General features: G+C 73.5%; 15 protein-coding genes and 1 pseudogene. 9 read left to right on the forward strand and 7 right to left on the reverse strand.

Annotation, left to right across the window (positions count from 1 at the left end; genetic code table 11):
- Positions 1–175: 175 nt before the first annotated feature.
- From RB614_RS39515 to RB614_RS39525, 3 genes are all read left to right on the forward strand, one after another.
- On the forward strand, positions 176–1,468 hold the full coding sequence (locus RB614_RS39515) for an ArsB/NhaD family transporter (RefSeq protein ID WP_308717848.1): 1,293 nt from the start codon (positions 176–178) through the stop codon (positions 1,466–1,468).
- Positions 1,469–1,490: 22 nt separating this feature from the next.
- Entirely contained in the window at positions 1,491–1,958 is a 468-nt protein-coding gene (locus RB614_RS39520; protein ID WP_308717849.1) for a cation:proton antiporter regulatory subunit, read from the forward strand.
- A 210-nt stretch (positions 1,959–2,168) separates the two neighbouring features.
- Positions 2,169–2,687, forward strand: a complete 519-nt coding sequence (locus RB614_RS39525; protein ID WP_308717850.1) for a GMC family oxidoreductase — start codon at positions 2,169–2,171, stop codon at positions 2,685–2,687.
- A 172-nt stretch (positions 2,688–2,859) separates the two neighbouring features.
- Here the strand turns inward: RB614_RS39525 and RB614_RS39530 are convergent, their stop codons facing one another.
- On the reverse strand, positions 2,860–3,507 hold the full coding sequence (locus RB614_RS39530) for a TetR/AcrR family transcriptional regulator (protein WP_308717851.1): 648 nt from the start codon (positions 3,505–3,507) through the stop codon (positions 2,860–2,862).
- 229 nt (positions 3,508–3,736) lie between these two features.
- Between RB614_RS39530 and RB614_RS39535 the strand changes: the two genes are divergently transcribed.
- The 3 genes from RB614_RS39535 (at position 3,737) to RB614_RS39545 (ending at position 6,525) form a co-directional block, all read left to right on the forward strand.
- On the forward strand, positions 3,737–4,366 hold the full coding sequence (locus tag RB614_RS39535; RefSeq protein WP_308717852.1) for a DsbA family oxidoreductase: 630 nt from the start codon (positions 3,737–3,739) through the stop codon (positions 4,364–4,366).
- A gap of 157 nt (positions 4,367–4,523) precedes the next feature.
- A complete protein-coding gene (locus RB614_RS39540; protein WP_308717853.1) occupies positions 4,524–4,787 on the forward strand; it encodes an amphi-Trp domain-containing protein in 264 nt (87 codons plus the stop codon).
- 256 nt (positions 4,788–5,043) lie between these two features.
- Positions 5,044–6,525 (forward strand): FAD-dependent monooxygenase, encoded by a 1,482-nt coding sequence (locus tag RB614_RS39545; protein WP_308717854.1) that lies wholly within the window; start codon positions 5,044–5,046, stop codon positions 6,523–6,525.
- 140 nt (positions 6,526–6,665) lie between these two features.
- Here the strand turns inward: RB614_RS39545 and RB614_RS39550 are convergent, their stop codons facing one another.
- The 3 genes from RB614_RS39550 to RB614_RS39560 all read right to left on the reverse strand — a co-directional run bounded on the left by RB614_RS39550 (position 6,666) and on the right by RB614_RS39560 (position 8,360).
- Positions 6,666–6,953: a hypothetical protein gene (locus RB614_RS39550; protein ID WP_308717855.1), complete on the reverse strand. Its 288-nt coding sequence runs from the start codon at positions 6,951–6,953 to the stop codon at positions 6,666–6,668.
- A gap of 101 nt (positions 6,954–7,054) precedes the next feature.
- On the reverse strand, positions 7,055–7,180 hold the full coding sequence (locus tag RB614_RS39555; RefSeq protein ID WP_308717856.1) for a hypothetical protein: 126 nt from the start codon (positions 7,178–7,180) through the stop codon (positions 7,055–7,057).
- Between the two features lie 415 nt (positions 7,181–7,595).
- Positions 7,596–8,360: a hypothetical protein gene (locus RB614_RS39560; protein ID WP_308717857.1), complete on the reverse strand. Its 765-nt coding sequence runs from the start codon at positions 8,358–8,360 to the stop codon at positions 7,596–7,598.
- 357 nt (positions 8,361–8,717) lie between these two features.
- Here RB614_RS39560 and RB614_RS39565 point away from each other — a divergent pair.
- Together RB614_RS39565 and RB614_RS39570 are read left to right on the forward strand one after the other, a co-directional pair.
- A pseudogene (locus tag RB614_RS39565) lies at positions 8,718–9,182 on the forward strand (SigE family RNA polymerase sigma factor); the annotation flags it as partial.
- A gap of 397 nt (positions 9,183–9,579) precedes the next feature.
- On the forward strand, positions 9,580–10,452 hold the full coding sequence (locus tag RB614_RS39570; protein ID WP_308717858.1) for a hypothetical protein: 873 nt from the start codon (positions 9,580–9,582) through the stop codon (positions 10,450–10,452).
- Positions 10,453–10,648: 196 nt separating this feature from the next.
- On the opposite strand, the gene RB614_RS39575 is transcribed toward RB614_RS39570, so the two are convergent.
- Complete coding sequence (locus RB614_RS39575) at positions 10,649–11,920, reverse strand: aminotransferase class I/II-fold pyridoxal phosphate-dependent enzyme (RefSeq protein WP_308717859.1); 1,272 nt, start codon at positions 11,918–11,920, stop codon at positions 10,649–10,651.
- Positions 11,920–14,967 (reverse strand): EAL domain-containing protein, encoded by a 3,048-nt coding sequence (locus tag RB614_RS39580; RefSeq protein WP_308717860.1) that lies wholly within the window; start codon positions 14,965–14,967, stop codon positions 11,920–11,922. The genes RB614_RS39575 and RB614_RS39580 overlap by 1 nt, the downstream gene beginning before the upstream one ends.
- A gap of 145 nt (positions 14,968–15,112) precedes the next feature.
- On the opposite strand from RB614_RS39580, the gene RB614_RS39585 reads away from it, so the two are divergent.
- Entirely contained in the window at positions 15,113–15,856 is a 744-nt protein-coding gene (locus RB614_RS39585) for an N-acetyltransferase (protein ID WP_308717861.1), read from the forward strand.
- Here the strand turns inward: RB614_RS39585 and RB614_RS39590 are convergent.
- Positions 15,853–16,593, reverse strand: a complete 741-nt coding sequence (locus tag RB614_RS39590; RefSeq protein ID WP_308717862.1) for a class I SAM-dependent methyltransferase — start codon at positions 16,591–16,593, stop codon at positions 15,853–15,855. The two genes, RB614_RS39585 and RB614_RS39590, sit on opposite strands and share 4 nt — an antisense overlap.
- Positions 16,594–16,651 lie beyond the last annotated feature (58 nt).

Raw genomic sequence — 16,651 nt, forward strand, 5'->3', positions numbered from 1 at the left:
GTCATAGGGACCGGTACCGCGCGGCCTCCCCTACAGCCCATCGCATCCGGCGGGACGCCGGCTATCCGTGCTGGCACCCATCTTCGGCGGGTGCGTCACCGTGCATGGCGCGGCCGCGCGGATATGGGTGGCGGCACCGATGGTTGGTGCCACCCGGCCCGGGCGAGCATGGCGCATGAACGGAGTCGGCGCCATCCTGGCGGTCGTCATCTTCTCGGTGGCGTTCTTCCTCATCGCCACCGAGCGGGTGCACCGCGTGGCGGTGGTGCTCGGCGCGGCCGGCCTGATGGTCGCGCTCCGACTGGTACCGGGCGACGACGTCTTCTACAACGAGCACGCCGGCATCGACTGGGGCGTCGTCTTCCTCCTGCTCGGCATGATGATCATCGTCGGCGTGATCAAGCAGACCGGGGTCTTCGAGTTCCTCGGCATCTGGGCGGGCAAGCGGTCGCGCGGCCGGCCGTACCGGCTGCTCGTGCTCCTGATGGTCATCACCGCCGTGGCGTCGCCCTTCCTGGACAACGTCACCACGGTGATGCTGGTCGCCCCGGTGACCATCGCGGTCTGCCAGAAGCTCGACCTGCCCGCCGCCCCGTACCTGATCGCGGAGGCGCTCGCCTCGAACATCGGTGGCGCCGCCACGCTCATCGGTGACCCGCCGAACATCATCATCGGTGCTCGCGCAGGCCTGTCGTTCAACGACTTCGTCGTCCACATGACGCCGATCGTGGTGGTGCTCTTCGTGCTCTTCGTGCTGATGGCGCGGGTGATGTTCCGCAAGGCGTTCGTCCACAGGCCGGAGCGGGTCGAGGCGGTCATGCGCCTGGACGGCCGCGACGCCATCACCGACAAGCCGCTGCTGGCCCGCTGCCTGGCCGTGCTCGCGCTGGTGATGGTCGGCTTCGCGCTGCACCACGCGCTGCACCTCGAACCGTCGGTCATCGCGCTGCTCGGCGCCGGCCTGATGGTCCTCGTCTCCGGCGTGCGGGCGGCGGAGTACCTGGCCGAGGTCGAGTGGGGCACGCTGGTGTTCTTCATGGGGCTGTTCGTGATGGTGGGCGGCCTGGTGGAGACCGGCGTGATCGACCGGCTCGGCGAGTGGGCGGTCGGCGCGGTCGGCGACGACTACTTCCTGGCCGCCTCCGCCCTGCTGTTCGGCTCGGCCGTGCTCGGCGCGTTCTTCGACAACATCCCGTACGTGGCAACGATGGCGCCGGTCGTCGAGGAGCTCGTCGGCCAGGCGCCGGACCCGCGGACCGGGCAGGCGCTGTGGTGGGCGTTCTCGCTCGGCGCCGACCTGGGCGGCAACGGTACGGCGGTCGCCGCCAGCGCCAACGTGGTGGTGCTCGGCATCGCCGCGCAGCACGGGGAGCCGATCTCGTTCTGGCAGTTCACGAAGTACGGCGCCGTCACCACGCTGGTGACGGTGACGGTCGCGTGGGGCTACGTGTGGCTGCGCTACTTCTGACCGTCCACAGGGGAGGTACGACATGCGGATCGACCGGCAGGAGGTTCCGGGCATCGGGACGCTGCACGCCTTCACCACCCGCGCCGGGCAGCGGGTGGGCGTGATCCAGCGTCGCGACGGGTTGCGCACGCTCGCGCTGTACCGGGACGACGACCCGCAGGCGGTGCAGCGGGCCGCGACGTTCGACGCGGACGAGGCGCACCACCTGGTCGACCTGCTCCACCCGGCGATGACGGTGGAGCACGTCGACCCGGTGCCGGACGGCCCGTGCCTGGCCCGGCTGGCGGTGGTCACCGGCTCGCCCGCCGCCGGCCGGCCGCTCGGCAGGCTGGACGCCCGCGCCGCACGGGTACTCGCCCTGGTCCGCGACGGCCGCCTGGTCGGCTGGCCGGACGCCCGCACCGAGCTGCGCGGCGGCGACACGCTCGTGGTCGCCGGCACCCCGGAGGGCGTCGACGCCCTCGCCGCGATGCTCGAACCTCGGGACTGACCGGGGTCCGGCGCGCGCCCCGCCTCGTCGCCGCGGGGCTCGCCGGCCGCGTCACGGCCCGACTCCGCACCCGTTCGGTGCGGTGAAACTGGCACCATTCAAGAAATTGAGAACGACGTCGGTGGATGAATCAGACCCGCCTGCGATATGTCCAGGTAAAGAAGACAATTCCATCGAGCCTCCACCACACCGGGTGAACGGATTCGACGTGTGGCCGATTACCGGATGCGGCCCGCGGAGCGGATGGCTAGCGGCGTCTTCGGCTACGCGGCCGTACCCGACGGCGTCGACCGGCGCACGGTCACCGACCTGGTGTGGTTCAGCACGTGCGACGTGCGGCGGGACAACGCGGTGACGTTCTCCGAGCGGGTCACCGACCCGTACGGCCTGCCGCAGCCGGCGTTCCACTTCGGACCGAGCATCGCCGACCGGGCCCGCGCCGACGACATGGTGACCGACATGGCGAAGGCGGCGACGGCGCTCGGCAAGTTCCTGCCCGGGGCGGAGCCCGCGTTCCTGGAGGCCGGTTTCGCGCTGCACATCACCGGTACCACGCGGATGGGCGCGCACGCGCGGGAGAGCGTGGTCGACCCGTGCTCGAAGGTGTGGGGTCTGGACAACCTGTACCTCGGCGGCGGTGGCGTGATCCCGGCGGGCATCGCCTGCAACACGACGCTCACCAGCATGGCCCTCGCGGTACGCGCGGCGGAGGCGATCGCGGCCGGCTGAGGTGCCCCGACCGGCCACCGGCCCAGCGACGCCGCGCCGGGTCCACGGTGGACACACGGGTCGACTCCGGCCGCGGGAACGCACCCGAAACGCTTCACGTTTCCCCGGGAGCCCGCGCGACGGTCCGGACCACCGCCGACGCCGCGGTAGCTCGAATGTCCTGATTGGAGCGTTACAGCGGCCCGCCCTCGCCGAGCCGAAACATCACTTCCTCCACCTGGTCGGGGGTGAGCGGCTCGGCCGGCAGCGGGTGCGCCGCCTCGGCGCGCAGCCCGTCGAGGAGGAAGCCGACGGCGCGGCGCCACCCCTCCGGCGCGGCGCCCGAGGTGTGGCGCACGAGCGTGGCCGTGGACCAGAAGACGAAGAACAGGTCTTCGCGGGTGAAGTCGGCGCGGAGCAGGCCCTCGCGCTGGGCGCGCTCGATGATGTAGCGCTCGCGCTCCTCGGTCGCCCGGCAGATGGCGGTGAGCTGCTCGGAGGCGTAGCGCCGGGAGATCACGTCGTTGAGCGCGGGGCAGCTGGCCTGGAGCTCGCAGACGCCCATCACGTAGCTCGCGAACCCCTCCCACGGGTCGCGCTCGGCGATCGCCCGCCGGGCCACCGCGCGGAGGCTGTCGGCGGCGAGTTCGGGCGCGACCGCGTCGATCAGGGCCTCGCGGCTGCCGAACCGGTTGTACAGCGTGCCGGAGCTCACCCCGGCCCGCCGGGCGATCTCGTCGAGGGGCGCGTGCAGCCCTTTCTCCCGGAACACCCCGAGGGCGGCGTCGCGGAGCTTGTCGAGGTTGCGGCGCGCGTCCGCCCGCAGCGTCGCCTTCGCCATGTCCCCTCCCCACCTAAGTTGACGGTGGCCCCAAGTTTAGTGCTACGGTTCGAGACGTAAGTTGAGGCATGCGTCAAGATACCGGGGAGCGGCGTCGTGGAGGACCCCGAACTGGAGACCGTGGAGGCTCCGGAGGACGAGGAGGCGCCGGTCGCCCTCGTCATGGTAGAGGCGGACGGCGCCGAGGTGTGCGCCGCCGACGGCACCTGCTGGTAGCGAGGAGAAGCCCGTGAAGATCGAGGTCTGGTCCGACGTCGTCTGCCCGTGGTGCTACATCGGGAAGCGGCGCCTGCAGAACGCGCTGGCCCGGTTCGACCACGCCGGCGACGTCGAGGTCACCTGGCGCAGCTTCCAGCTCGACCCGTCCCAGCCGCGCGGCGAGAACCAGCCGACGACCGACATGATCTCCGGCAAGTACGGTGTGCCGCCCGCGCAGGCGAAGGCGATGCAGGACCGGGTCACCGGGCTCGCGGCCGAGGAGGGCCTGACCTACCACCTCGACCGGTCGCTGACCGCCAACACGTTCGACGCGCACCGGCTGACCCACTTCGCCGCCTCGCGCGACCTGGCCGACGGGATCCACGAGCGGCTCTTCCAGGCCGCGCTGGTCGAGGGCGAGGCGGTCGACGACACCGAGACGCTGGTGCGGATCGGCACCGGGGCGGGGCTGCCGGCCGACGAGGTGCGCAAGGTGCTCGACAGCGACGCGTACGCCGACGAGGTCCGCGACGACATCCGCCAGGCCCGCGCGCTCGGCGCCAACGGTGTGCCGTTCTTCGTCTTCGACCGCACGTACGGCATCTCCGGCGCGCAGCCGATCGAGGTCTTCCTGGCCACGCTGGAGAAGGCCGCGTCCTAGAGGCCGGCGCGTACCGCGCCGGCCTCTACCTGTCGCCAAGCACTGTGGACGGTGGCGCTCGCCGCGGGCCGTCCGGCGGCGGCCGCCGCGCAGAGGGCTGGTTGAATGTCCCGCGCAGGCGCGCCCACACGGGGGCCGCCCCGATATCGGAGGTCACGTGACCGACACGACGCGAGACGTCGAACGCATCTACTCCACCCCCGAGGTCGTCGCGAAGCTGCGGCGCCTCGCGGACGCGCTGGAGTCGGAGACGCCGTTCCGGATCCAGATCGCCGGCGAGCGGATCCGCGTTCCCGCCCGCGCCCAGTTCTCGATCGAGCACGAGCGGGGCGAGGACGAAGAGGAGATCGAGTTTCAGCTCAAGTGGTCCCTCGACGAGGACGACGAGGACGAGGACGGCGACGAGGAGTCGGACGTCTAAAGAGCTTTCGGAGTCGGGGGGGGGGGGGGGGGGGGGGGGCCCCCCCGCGGCGCCAGGCGGGGGGGGGGGCGGGGGGGGGGCCGCCCCCCCCCCGCCTTCCCCATGGCTGTGAGAGCTCGGTGCCGGGCGCCCCGTTCCGGGCGCCGGCCGCTGGTCGAGATGCTCGACACCGTTTCGGACCGGCGCGCGTGGCGGGATCTCGGGCGGGCTCGCATTTCCGGGGCCGCGCCGGACCCGGCCCCGGTACCCTGGACGGGTGAGCGCCGACGTGCTCGTGGTCGGCGCCGGGCCGACCGGCCTGGCGCTGGCGGCCCACCTCGCCGCCTTCGACGTCTCCGTCATGATCGTCGACCGGGCCGCCGACCGGGCACACGAGTCACGGGCCCTGGCGATCCAGCCACGCACGCTCGAGGTGCTCGCCGGCCTCCGCGACGGCGCCGGCCCGGGTCCTGACCGCTCGGTCAGTCAGCGGCTCGTCTCGGCCGGCAACCGGATGGCGCGGCTCCAGGTGCACGCGGGCGGGCGGGTGACGACCGTGCCGATGTTCGACCTCGCCATGTTCGACACCGCATACCCGTACCTGCTCGTCCTCTCCCAGGCGCAGACCGAGCGGATCCTCGCCGAGCACCTCGCCGCGGTCGGCGTCGAGGTGCGGCGCCAGGTGACCCTCACCGACCTCACCCAGGCGCCGGACGGCGTGGAGTGCGCGCTGCGCGGCCCCGACGGGCGGGTGGAGACGGCGCACGCGCGGTACGTGGTCGGCTGCGACGGCGCGCAGAGCACGGTGCGGCGGCACGCCGGGATCGAGTTCGCCGGGAGCACGTACCCGCAGGTGTTCGCGCTGGCCGACCTGGAGGCGGACGGCCTGGAGCGGGGCACGGCGCACGCCTACCTGTCGGCGGGCGGGCCGCTGTTCTTCTTCCCCCTCGAACGGCCGGCCACCTGGCGCCTCCTGGTGATGCTGCCACGATCCACTTCGGACACACCCGGCCTCGACGCGTTGCAGGCGCTCACCGACGGCTACACCGGTGGCACGGTGCGGCTGCGCGACCCGGTGTGGATGACGACCTTCCGGCTGCACCTGCGCGCCGCCACCGCGTACCGCTCCGGGCGGCTCTTCCTCGCCGGCGACGCCGCGCACATCCACAGCCCGGCCGGCGCGCAGGGCATGAACACCGGCATCCAGGACGCCACCAACCTGGCCTGGAAGCTGGCGGCCGTGCTCCGGGGCGGGCCGGCCGAGCTGCTGGACACGTACGAGGCGGAGCGCGCGCCGGTCGGGCGGTGGGTGATGCGCCTGTCCGACCGCGCGTTCACCGCCGCGACCTCGACCAGCGCGCCGGTACGCTTCGCCCGGACCCGTGTCGTGCCGCTGTTGCTGCCGCTGGCGTCCCGGCTGCGCCGTGCCCGGTCCACTGTGCTCCGTGCCACGTCCCAACTGGACATCCGGTACCGCCACAGTCCACTCTCGACGGAGGGACCGGGCGCGCCCCGCCGTGGCCCGCGAGCCGGCGACCGGCTGCCCGAGCCGCCCGGCACCGCCATGCCCGGCTGGCAGTTGCTCTGGCCGTCGGACGCCCCCGCGCCGGAGCACGGGACCGCGCAACGCCTGACGGTGCACCGCCGCCCGGGAAAGGCGATCCTGCTCGTGCGGCCGGACGGGCACATCGGCTACCGCTCCGGGCCGGAGGGGGTCGACGGCTTGAATGCCTACATCGGACGGTGGTTCGCCGGCTGATCCCGCGGCCCCGGCACCCCTGCCTGGGCGAGGCCCGCGTACTCCCGGCTCCGCCGTACGCCAGACCCGGCGGGTGTCCGCGGCCCGCGGCCGCCTCGCGCCGCGGTTGGGGAAGCCCTTCCTGCGGACCGCACGGCCGGTCAAGGTCCGCGACCGGTGCCGGCACCATCACGGCGAGTCCGACGCTCGCGCGACTCCAGGCCGCGGCGGGCGAGCGCCAGCAGGTGGCGGGCGTGGGCGGCGTCCGTGCCACTCAGGGCCGCGCCGGAGGCGAGGGCCAGCGCCCGTTTGCTCGCCACGTGCTCGACGAAGTCGTCCAGCCACGCGAAGAGCGCGTCCACCGGGGCGGTCGCCGAGTCGCCGATCAGCAGGGCCGCGCCGCGCCGGCAGAGCGCGTCGACGTCCTCGGCGTACACCGCGACGAGCACGTCACCTCGGGTCGGAAAGTGCCGGTAGAGCGTGGCATTGCCGACCCGGCCCGACGCGCGACCTCGTCCATCGCGAACTCGGGCCCGGACTCCCCCACCTGTCAGGGGCGGACCGCGTCGCCATCACCGACCCGACCAACCGGCACGGCGACCTCGGCGTGGTCCGCGGCCTCGACGCCCTGCGCGAGGCGGCGCCGGCGCTCGGTGCCGGCAACCCGGTCGCCCACCACGTCACCACATCGTGCTCACCCCTGCTGGCGAGGCGAACCCGGCGAGGGCGGCGGCGAGGTGCTCGCGGGGCGCGGCGAGGTGCGGGCGCTCTCGAAGGGCCTCGGCGTGATGGCCGACGGGACGGCCGGCAGCGTGACGTACGAGGACACGCTGGTCCGGGTGGACAGCGGATCAGCCACCGCGTGGTGCGGGGCGCCGGGTGCCGCTGTCCCGCTGAGGGGGTCCGCGCCGGGTGCCGCTGAGCGGTCCGCGGCGGCACCGCTCACCCGCTGGGCGCTCTGCGGCCGGTCTTGCTGGTCCGCCGCGCGGGCCGGGCGCCGCTCAGCCGCCAAGTGGTCTGCGCCGGGCCCTGCTGTCCCACCGCGCGGGCCGGGCGCTCAAAATCGCTGAGGGGCCCGGCCGGCGCGCGGGTCAGGACGGGCGGCCGGCGATGAGCGAGCTGAGCCGGTCACCCAGCCGCGCCACCGGCTCGTGGAAGCGTTTCTCCCGCCGCTGCGCGCGTTCCAGCCGGCGGGCCCAGCGGTCACCCGGCCGGTGGTAGAACCAGCGTGCCCACGGGGCCCTCGGCCGGGCCAGCCGGACCGCGCCGACGTAGAGCAGGATCGGGAAGAACAGTCCGATGAGGCCGGTCCACAGCTTTCCCTTGAGGACGGTCACGGTGGCCAGGCTGAGGTTGAGCGCGGCCAGCGCGATGCCGGCCGCCCACCCGGCGATGCCACCCTGGTCGTCGGCGTGGATGAGGTCGATGAGGTTTTCCGGGAGTATGCCGAGGACGAGCAGCCCGGTCACCGCGCACGCGACGAACACGGCGGTGACCGACTCGCGGCCCTCCTGCGACCAGTACACGTCCTCCAGGCGCAGGATCATCGCGAACTCGTCCAGCACCAGTGCGGCGCCCACCCCGAAGACCGCGGCCGCGATCGCCCGCCAGGCGGCCAGTTCCGGGGAGAGCGCGAAGCCGACGATCCCGCCGAGCAGCATGAACCCGATCCCGAACACCGAGTGGTGGATGTGCAGCCCGCCCGGCGTGACGTTGCCCGGCCACCACCGCACGCCGGCCCGGATCATCCGGGTGGAGAAGCGGATGAACAGGAAGCCGACCACCATCGCGGCGAAGAAGCAGAACAGCGGCAGCCGTCCGGTGTCGATGACGGTACGCCTGAACCAATCCCCCATGATGCCCCATTTGGGAGGATATCAGCAGAACGGCGCGGTGGTGGCCAGGTCGGGAGGCCGCGCCGGAAGCGACCCCGGCACCACGGCGTCCCGCCGCGCTGGTTCCGGCGGGCTGGATCCGGCAGGCGAGTCCCGGCGGCGAGTCCCGGCGGCGCGTTCCGGCGGGCACGTTCCGGCGGGCGCGTTCCGGCGGGCGAAAAAGTTGACCCCGGCCGCAACATGGTGGGTGCGCCGTTCGTCTACGTCTCAACCGCGCGGCAAGGAGGCGTGCGCATGTGGACAGCGGCACGGCGGGGGCGGTTGTGGAAAGCGAGCGCACGGCCAGGGCGGCGGTACGGGGCGAGACGAGGGCAGTGGATGCGGGACGCCGACAGCTTCGACGAGTTCTACCGCGGCACGTCCGCGCGGCTGATGCGGTACGGGTACGCCCTCGTGGGCGACCTGACCGAGGCGCAGGACGTGGTGCAGGAGGCGTACACGCGGGCGTGGCAGCGGTGGCGGACGGTCGCCGCCCATCCACACCCGGAGGCCTGGGTACGGCTGGTCGTCGCCCGGCTGGCCACGGACCGCTGGCGGCGACTGGCCCGCTGGCGCGCGGTCCTGCACCGCTCGGGGCCACCCGAGAACGTCCATCCACCCGGCGAGGACACCGTCGTCGTGGTCGCCGCGCTGCGCCGGCTGCCGGTCCCGCAGCGGCAGGCGCTGGCGCTGCACTACCTGTTCGACCTGCCGGTCGCGCAGATCGCGGACGAGACCGGCGCGCCGGTCGGCACCGTCACGTCCTGGCTGTCCCGCGGGCGTGCCGGCCTGGCCGAGGCGCTCGAAACCCCGCCAGCGCCGGCGACGAGCCGGACCAGCCGCATGACGCACCAGGCCAGCCCGACGAACCGCACCAGCCCGACCACCAGCCAGGCCAGCCCACCGAACCACACCAGCCCGACCACCAGCCAGGCCAGCCCACCGAACCACACCAGCCCGACCACCAGCCAGGCCAGCCCACCGAACCCGACCAGCCAGGGGAGCCCGCCCAGGCAGGCCGGCCCGACCGGCCACGCCAGTGCAAAAGCTGGGCGCACCAGCCCGGCCACACCGCCACAACAGGCCGCATCGAAGCGACAGCCGCCCGACCAGGCCGCGACGGGGAAGCGAGCCACGACGGGGAAGCGAGCCGTGGCACCGGCCAAGCCGGGCCAGGGCGGCGTCTGGGAGGGGAACGACGATGAGTGAGCTCGACCGGGCGTTCCGCGCGCTGTCGCAGCGGGCCGACACGGTGCGGCTGGCGGGGCCCTCCGCGCTGCGGGCGCGCGCCGACCGGCGTACCCGGGTCAGGGTCACGGCCGTGACGGTCGCGGCGGCGGTCGCGGTGGGCGGTGCTGTCGTCGGTACCCAGTGGGTGTTTCGGGCGGGCGGGTCGTCGCCGGCTCCGCTGCCCCCGGCGGCGACGCCGTCGTGGACGCCCCCGGCGCCGTCCGCGTCACCCACGCCGCGGACGAGCGCGCCGGCGCCGCCGCCGACCACACCGTCCCGCCCGGCGGCGCCGAAGAGCATCCCGAACAGCGCGTTCCTGCAGGTGGCCGACACCAACGGCCGGGAGCCGGTGGTGGACACGCCGAGCGAGGAGATCGTGCCCGCGCTCTGCGACGCGAGGTTCGCCAGCGATCGGGACGTGGACCTGCGGCGCAGCCGCCGGGTCACCTACTGGAACGCGCCGAACCGGGAGGGCTACGTGCCCGACGGGACGTTCCGGCAGACCATCAGCGTATACGAGGCGGGCCGCGCGAGCCGGTTCCTCGACGAGCTGCGGGCCGCGGTCGCGGACTGCCCGACCGACGGCGACCGCCGCCACCGCCTGGTATCCGCCACGGAGCGCGGGGACGAGTCGCTGGCGTTCGAGGTGCGGTATCCCACGCTGGACGTGGAGGGCCGGTCGACCGGGGGGCAGGACGTGCGGCTGGTCTCGGTGGTGCGGATCGGCGACGTGGTGACGATCCTCTACGAGACCGGCTGGGAGGCGGGTTGGTCGGCCGAGCCGGCGGTGGTGGACGGGTTCACCGGCAAGGCGGTCGACCGGATCCGGTCCTGGTTGGACTGACCCGCGGATCAGGCGCGCCGAGCGCGGGCACGCCACGCCCGAAGCACGCGAGCCCAGAGCCACGGTCGAAGCACGCCAGGAGCACCACCAGGTCCGGAACGTCGCCAGGCCCGGAGCACCACCAGGGCCCGGAGCACCGCCAGATCCGAAGCACCCCGGGCCCAGAGCCGAGCCCGGAGCAGCGCCCGCGGACCGGTCAGGACTCCGGGCCCGGACCGGGCTGCCGGGGTGTGGCCGGGCCGGCCGCCGCGCGCAGGTCGCCGCGTGCGGCCAGTACGTCCAGCGCGTCCAGGAGCCGGTCGATGTCGGCGTCGGTGTGCGCGGCGGTCAGCTGCACGCGCAGCCCCACGTCGGCGCGGGACACCAGCGGGTACGCGGCCAGCGTCACGTAGATCCCCCGCCGCCACAGCTCGGACGCCACCGCGGACAGGTCCCGCCCGGCGGCCAGCGGCAGCTCGACGATGGGCGTGCCGCTGGTGTTCGGCGTGGCGACGCCCAGTGCCCGCACCCGGTCCAGCACCCGGGCGGTGAGCCCGTACAGCCGGCCGCGCAGCCGGTCGCCGCGCGCGTCGTTCACGTCGAAGCCGGCCAGGACCGTGGCGAGCGACGCGGTCGGTGATGGTCCACTGTAGAGGTACGGCGGGGCGGCCACCTTGAGGTGCTGCTTGACCTCGGTGGGCACCGCGATGAACGCGAGCAGCGACGAGTACGCCTTGGAGAAGCCGCCGACGAGCACGATGTTGTCGTAGCTCTCGCCCCGCCACCGGACGACCGCGTTGCCGCGCGCGCCGTACGGGGAGGTCTCGTCCGGGCGCCTCTCGCCGACCAGGCCGAAGCCGTGCGCGTCGTCCACATAGAGCAGTGCGCCGTACTCGCGGCAGAGCCGGGCGTACGCGCCGAGGTCCGGCGGGTTGCCGGTCATGCTGTTGACCCCGTCGACGCAGACCAGCCGCGGGGCGCCGGTCGGGGCGGCGCGCAGCAGCCGCTCCAGCTCGGTGACGTCGCCGCCCCGGAAGCGGTGTGTGGTGGCGCCGAGCCCGCGGGCGTACTGGCAGGCGTCGTAGATCGTGCGGTGGGCGTTGTGCTCGTAGATGACCGTGCCCGTGCCGGCGAGGACCGGCACGACCGCCATGTGGATGAGCGTGACGGTGGGCAGGACGAGCGCGTCCGGCGCGCCGAGCAGGTCGGCGAGGCGTTCCTCGATCTGTGGATAGAGGGCCGGGCTGCCCAGCATGCGGGACCAGCTCGGGTGGGTGCCCCACTTTTCCACAGCCGGCGCGATCGCCGCCTGGATCTCCGGGTCGAGGTCGAAGCCGAGGTAGTTGCAGGAGGCGAAGTCGACGAGCCAGTGGTCGCCGACCCGGATCTCACGGCCACGCACCTCGTCGATGACGGCGTCCATCATCGGGTTGGTGGCGAGCAGCCGCTCCAGGTCCGACCAGCGCGCCACGTAGGTCGAGGTCCCCATCAGGCCGCCACCTGCACATCCGCGAGCCAGGTGAGCACGTCTGGATGGTCCATCGGGCGATGGAAGAGGAAGCCCTGGCCGTACCGGCAGCCGGCGGCGATCAGCGTCGAGCGGTCCGCCTCCTCCTCGATCCCCTCGGCGACCACGGTCAGCCCGAGGGTGTGCGCGAGCCGCAGGATCCCCTCGACCAAGGCCCGCTGCTGCGGCTGTGTGGAGACGGCGTCGATGAACGACTTCTCTATCTTGAGGATGTCCGCGGGTACCTTGCGCAGGTAGCTGAGTGACGAGTAGCCGGTGCCGAAGTCGTCGATCGCCACCCGGATGCCGGCCTGGCGCAGCCGGGCCAGGTCGTGCCGGACCCGTTCGTCGTCGCGCAGCAGCAGCGTCTCGGTGATCTCCAGGACGAGCCGGTCGGCGGGGAGCCCGGCCGCGGCCAGCCGCCGCAGCGCCCGGTCGACGAAGCCGGGGTCGCTGAACTGGCGGGCGGAGACGTTGATGCTGACGTACGGCCCGTCTTCGTGCGGCCCGCTGCCGCCCCAGGCGACCGCGTCGGTGAGCGCCTGCTCGATCACCCAGTCGCCGATCGGCACGATCAGCCCGCTCTCCTCGGCCACGTCGATGAAGCGGTCCGGACCGAGCAGCCCGCGGGTCGGGTGCTGCCACCGCACCAGCGCCTCCAGGCCGGAGGCGGCGCCGGTGCGCAGGTCGACGATCGGCTGGTACTGCAGCACGAACGACCGTTCCGCGATCGCCTGGTCCAGCTCCGCGCGGAGCTCGAGTCGGTCGAGCACCTGGTTGTGCAGGGCGGACTGGTACCGCCGCCACTGCCCCTTGCCGGCCCCCTTCGCGACGTACAGCGCGAGGTCGGCCTGGCGCAGCAGGTCGTCGCCGTCGATCGCCTCGGCCGTGGTGGCGATGCCGATGCTCGCCGGTCCGTTCACCACGCTGTCGCCGATCAGGTACGGCTTGCCGAACGCCGCGACCACGCGCTGGGCCACGAGCTCCACCTCCTCCGGGTCGTGGGCATCCTCGACCAGCGCGGCGAACTCGTCGCCACCCAGCCGCGCGGCGGTGTCGCCGGCGGCCAGTTCGGCGGTGAGCCGCTGGCTGGCCGCGACGAGCAGCTCGTCGCCGCAGGCGTGCCCCATCGTGTCGTTGATCACCTTGAAGTCGTCGAGGTCGATGAAGAGGACGCCGACCATCGTCCCGTTGCGGGCGGCCCGGCCCAGGGCGTGTTGGAGCCGGTCGTGGAAGAGCACCCGGTTGGCCAGGCCGGTGAGCGAGTCGTGGAACGCGCGGTGCTCCAGCTCCCGTTCCAGCCGCCGCCGCTCGGTCACGTCGCGCAGCGTGAGGACCAGCCCGGCCACCGTCGGCTCGGCGCGCAGGTCGCGGCCGGAGGGCTCCACCTGCACCCGGGTGTCGTCCGGGCCGAGCGCCACCCAGTCGTCCTGGGTCATGCCGCGCTCCCCGGTGCGCAGCACGTTGAGCATCCGCCGGGCGACCAGCCGGGACGCCGGGTCGAGCAGGTCGAGCAGGGGCGTACCGGGCAGCGGGTCGATGCCGAACATGGCGACCGCGGAGGGGCTCGCGTACCGGATGCGGTCGCCGGCGTCCAGGATGAGGATGACGTCGGAGTTGTTCTGCACGAGCGTCCGGAAGTACTCCTGGCTGCGCCGCCGGGTGATCTCCCAGGAGAGCCCGATGCGGTCGAGGGCGAGCGCGGCCTGCGAGGCCAGCACCTCGATGGCCTCGCGCAGCGCGGCGAGCGTGGCCTCGTCGGCGGCGACGAGAAGGGTGCCGACGTAGGGGTCGCCGGCCGCCCGGTGGGTAACCAGCAGGGGGCACTTCGCGGCGACCTCGATGTGGCCGAGCCGGCGGGCCAGGTCCGGGCCGAGCGACGCCGTGTACACGAACTGGATGGCGGACCCGGCCGTGACGGTCCCGGTGCCCGGCTCGAGCTCGTCGAGCGCGAGCACCACCCGGTGCGCGAGGCCGGCCGGCAGCAGGCGGCGCACCGCGGCCTGTACCGCCGCGGTCACCTCGGCCACGTCGCTGGCCGAGACCAGCGCGGCGCCCGCGGTCCGCAGCGCCCGCTCCCGGGAGACGACGCCGCGGTAGCCGCTGACCGCCCCGTACAGGCGGGCCAGCACCAGCAGGAACATGACGGCCGCGACCAGGGCGCTGACCCCGACGTACCGGCCGTCGTCGCGGACCGCCTGGACGATCATGACGGCCGGGGCGACGAGGGTGGAGAGCGCCAGCAGCACGACCCGCCGCACGGTCAGGCCGGACCGGGCCGGCACCCGCGGGTCGGTGAGCGCGACCATCGACGGGTGCAGCGCGGCGAGCCCCCAGGCCGCGTAGAAGACGATCCAGCCGAGGTCGATCGGGCCGCCCATCAGCCACGACGCGCCGATGCCGAGCCGGGAGAAGCCGTACAGGACGTCCGCGACGAGCAGGCCGAGGCCGCCGATCGCCATCAGCATGACCGACGCGGTCAGCCGCATCGAGATCACGAACCGGGCCAGGACGGCCAGGACCAGGACGTCGAAGAGGGGGTACGCGATGGAGATCGCCTTCTGCACCCAGGTGAGGTCGTCGGCGTGCACGTACGGGTCGATGAGGAACAGCCAGGCCAGCAGCCCGAACCCGACGGTGAGCGCGAGCGCGTCCAGCAGGCTGGCCCGGTCCCGCCCGGCGGCGCTCGTGCGGGCCAGGCCGATCATGCCGGCCGTGGCCAGCGGGAAGAACAACCCCAGGTAGATGACGTCGGCCAGGGACGGGAACGGCTGCTCCTGGCCGAGGACGTCGGTGAGGAAGAGGTACGTGGTGTCGCCCATCGCGAACGCGAAGATCCCGACCGAGAGCAGCAGCCAGGGCAGCTTCCGCCGCGGGCGGTTGCGGGCCACGCCGACCGCGATCGCGACCGCGCTGGCCGTGCCGATCGCGGTCCAGACGGCCATGTGCCAGCCGGGCCGCGCGTAGTACACGGCCGTCAGCACGATCATCACCGCGCTGAAGGCGGCGATGGTCCGGCGGCTGGACATGATCACCTCCCCGCGCGCGCTACGACCCGGCGACCCGGCCACCGGGGCGTTCCCGCTGGCAGGCCTTACCGCTGGCCCGCTTCGAGGCCAATATCCGTAGGCTAACCCCCAGATGATCTGTTCAAGCAGCGTTCGGGGGCGGCGTGTGGACCTTCAGGTAACGAGCGTCGCCGAACGTCCGGATCTCGCTCCCCTTCTTGACGATCTCCTTGGCACCTGGCCGCGCTTCCTGCACCACCACCCGCTTTCGACCCTCTTCTACACTTCCGTCGCACCCCGGCACCCCGGCTTCTGCCTGGTCGCGGTCGACCGGTCGGCGCCGGACCGGCCGGTCGCCAAGGCGTACAGCTTCCCGGTCTCGTGGCGGCCGGGCAGCCTACCCCCCGACGGGCACGACGCGGCGATCATGACGGCCGCCGGCGACCTCCTGGAGGGCCGGGTGGGCCACCTGGTCGTCGGGGTGGAGGTCACGGTCGCGGCCGAGTGGCAGGGGCGCGGCGTGTCGCGGGTGATGGTCGACGCGATGCGGGCCAACGCCGCCCGCCACGGCTTCGGCACCCTGCTCATCCCGGTGCGCCCCACCCACAAACACGCGGAACCTGAGGTCTCCCTCGCCTCGTACGCCGCCCGCACCCGCCCGGACGGGCTCCCCGCCGACCCGTGGCTGCGCACGCACGCCCGCGCCGGTGGCGAGATCGTCGGCGTCGCGCCGACCTCGATGACGCTGGCCGCCCCGCTCGCCGACTGGCGGGAGTGGACCGGCCTGCCGTTCGACGCGCCGGGTCCGGTGCGGGTCCCCGAGGCGCTCGTGCCGGTCCACTGCGACCCCGAGCACGACAGCGCCGTCTACGTCGAGCCGAACGTCTGGGTCCGGCACGTGCTCCGCTAGGGCTGGCCTTCGGGCGCCCTGCGGGCGGAGAGCAGGACCATTCCCGTGTACCCCCAGTCGGGCAGGTCCGGGTCCGCGTCGATGCGGCGCACGTCCAGATCCACCGTGTACGGCGCGAACACCTCGCCGACCCGTTCGGCGTCCACCGGCACGCCCGGCCACTCCCGGCCGCCGGAAATTGAGTACCGTCCCATGTTTTCCATGAACGAGGCGACCAGGTGCCCACCCGGCCGGACCGTGTGGACGAACGCCCGGCAGAACGCGGCGAACTCCGCCCGGTCCTCGGTGACGCTCTCGGCGACGAAGTTCATCGAGGCGAGCGCGTACCGCCCGGGCGGCAGCGCGAACGCGTCGGCGCGGGTCACGCGTACCCGGGAAAGGGCCTGGACCAGCGACGGCGGCAGCGCCGGATTGCGCAGCCGGCACCGCGCGTAGAACGGGTCCCAGCTCGGGTCCGGGCCGTCCCGGAGCTGGCGGCGCAGGTAGCCGACGGAGGCCGCGCTCGGCTCGACCGCGTGCACGAGCCGGCTCGCGGCGGCGGCCAGGGCGAGCGGGTACAAGTTGGGACCGGCCCCACATTCGACGGTGCGGTCGAGCGAGTCGGGCGCGATGCGCGCGTAGACGGCGCTGTGGTGGTCGATGACCGCCTCGTCGGCGCGGTGCAGCCGGCGGTAGTTCTCCGCGAGGTAGTCCTCCACCGGCCACGCGTCCCAGTCGGCGTCCTGGTTGCGCAGCATGGTGTGGATCTTAGGGCCTGTGTTGTGATGGACACACCGCGAAGGCCGCGCCATCAGA

This window comes from Phytohabitans maris, from assembly GCF_031085175.1.
In the GTDB taxonomy this organism is placed as follows: domain Bacteria; phylum Actinomycetota; class Actinomycetes; order Mycobacteriales; family Micromonosporaceae; genus Phytohabitans; species Phytohabitans maris.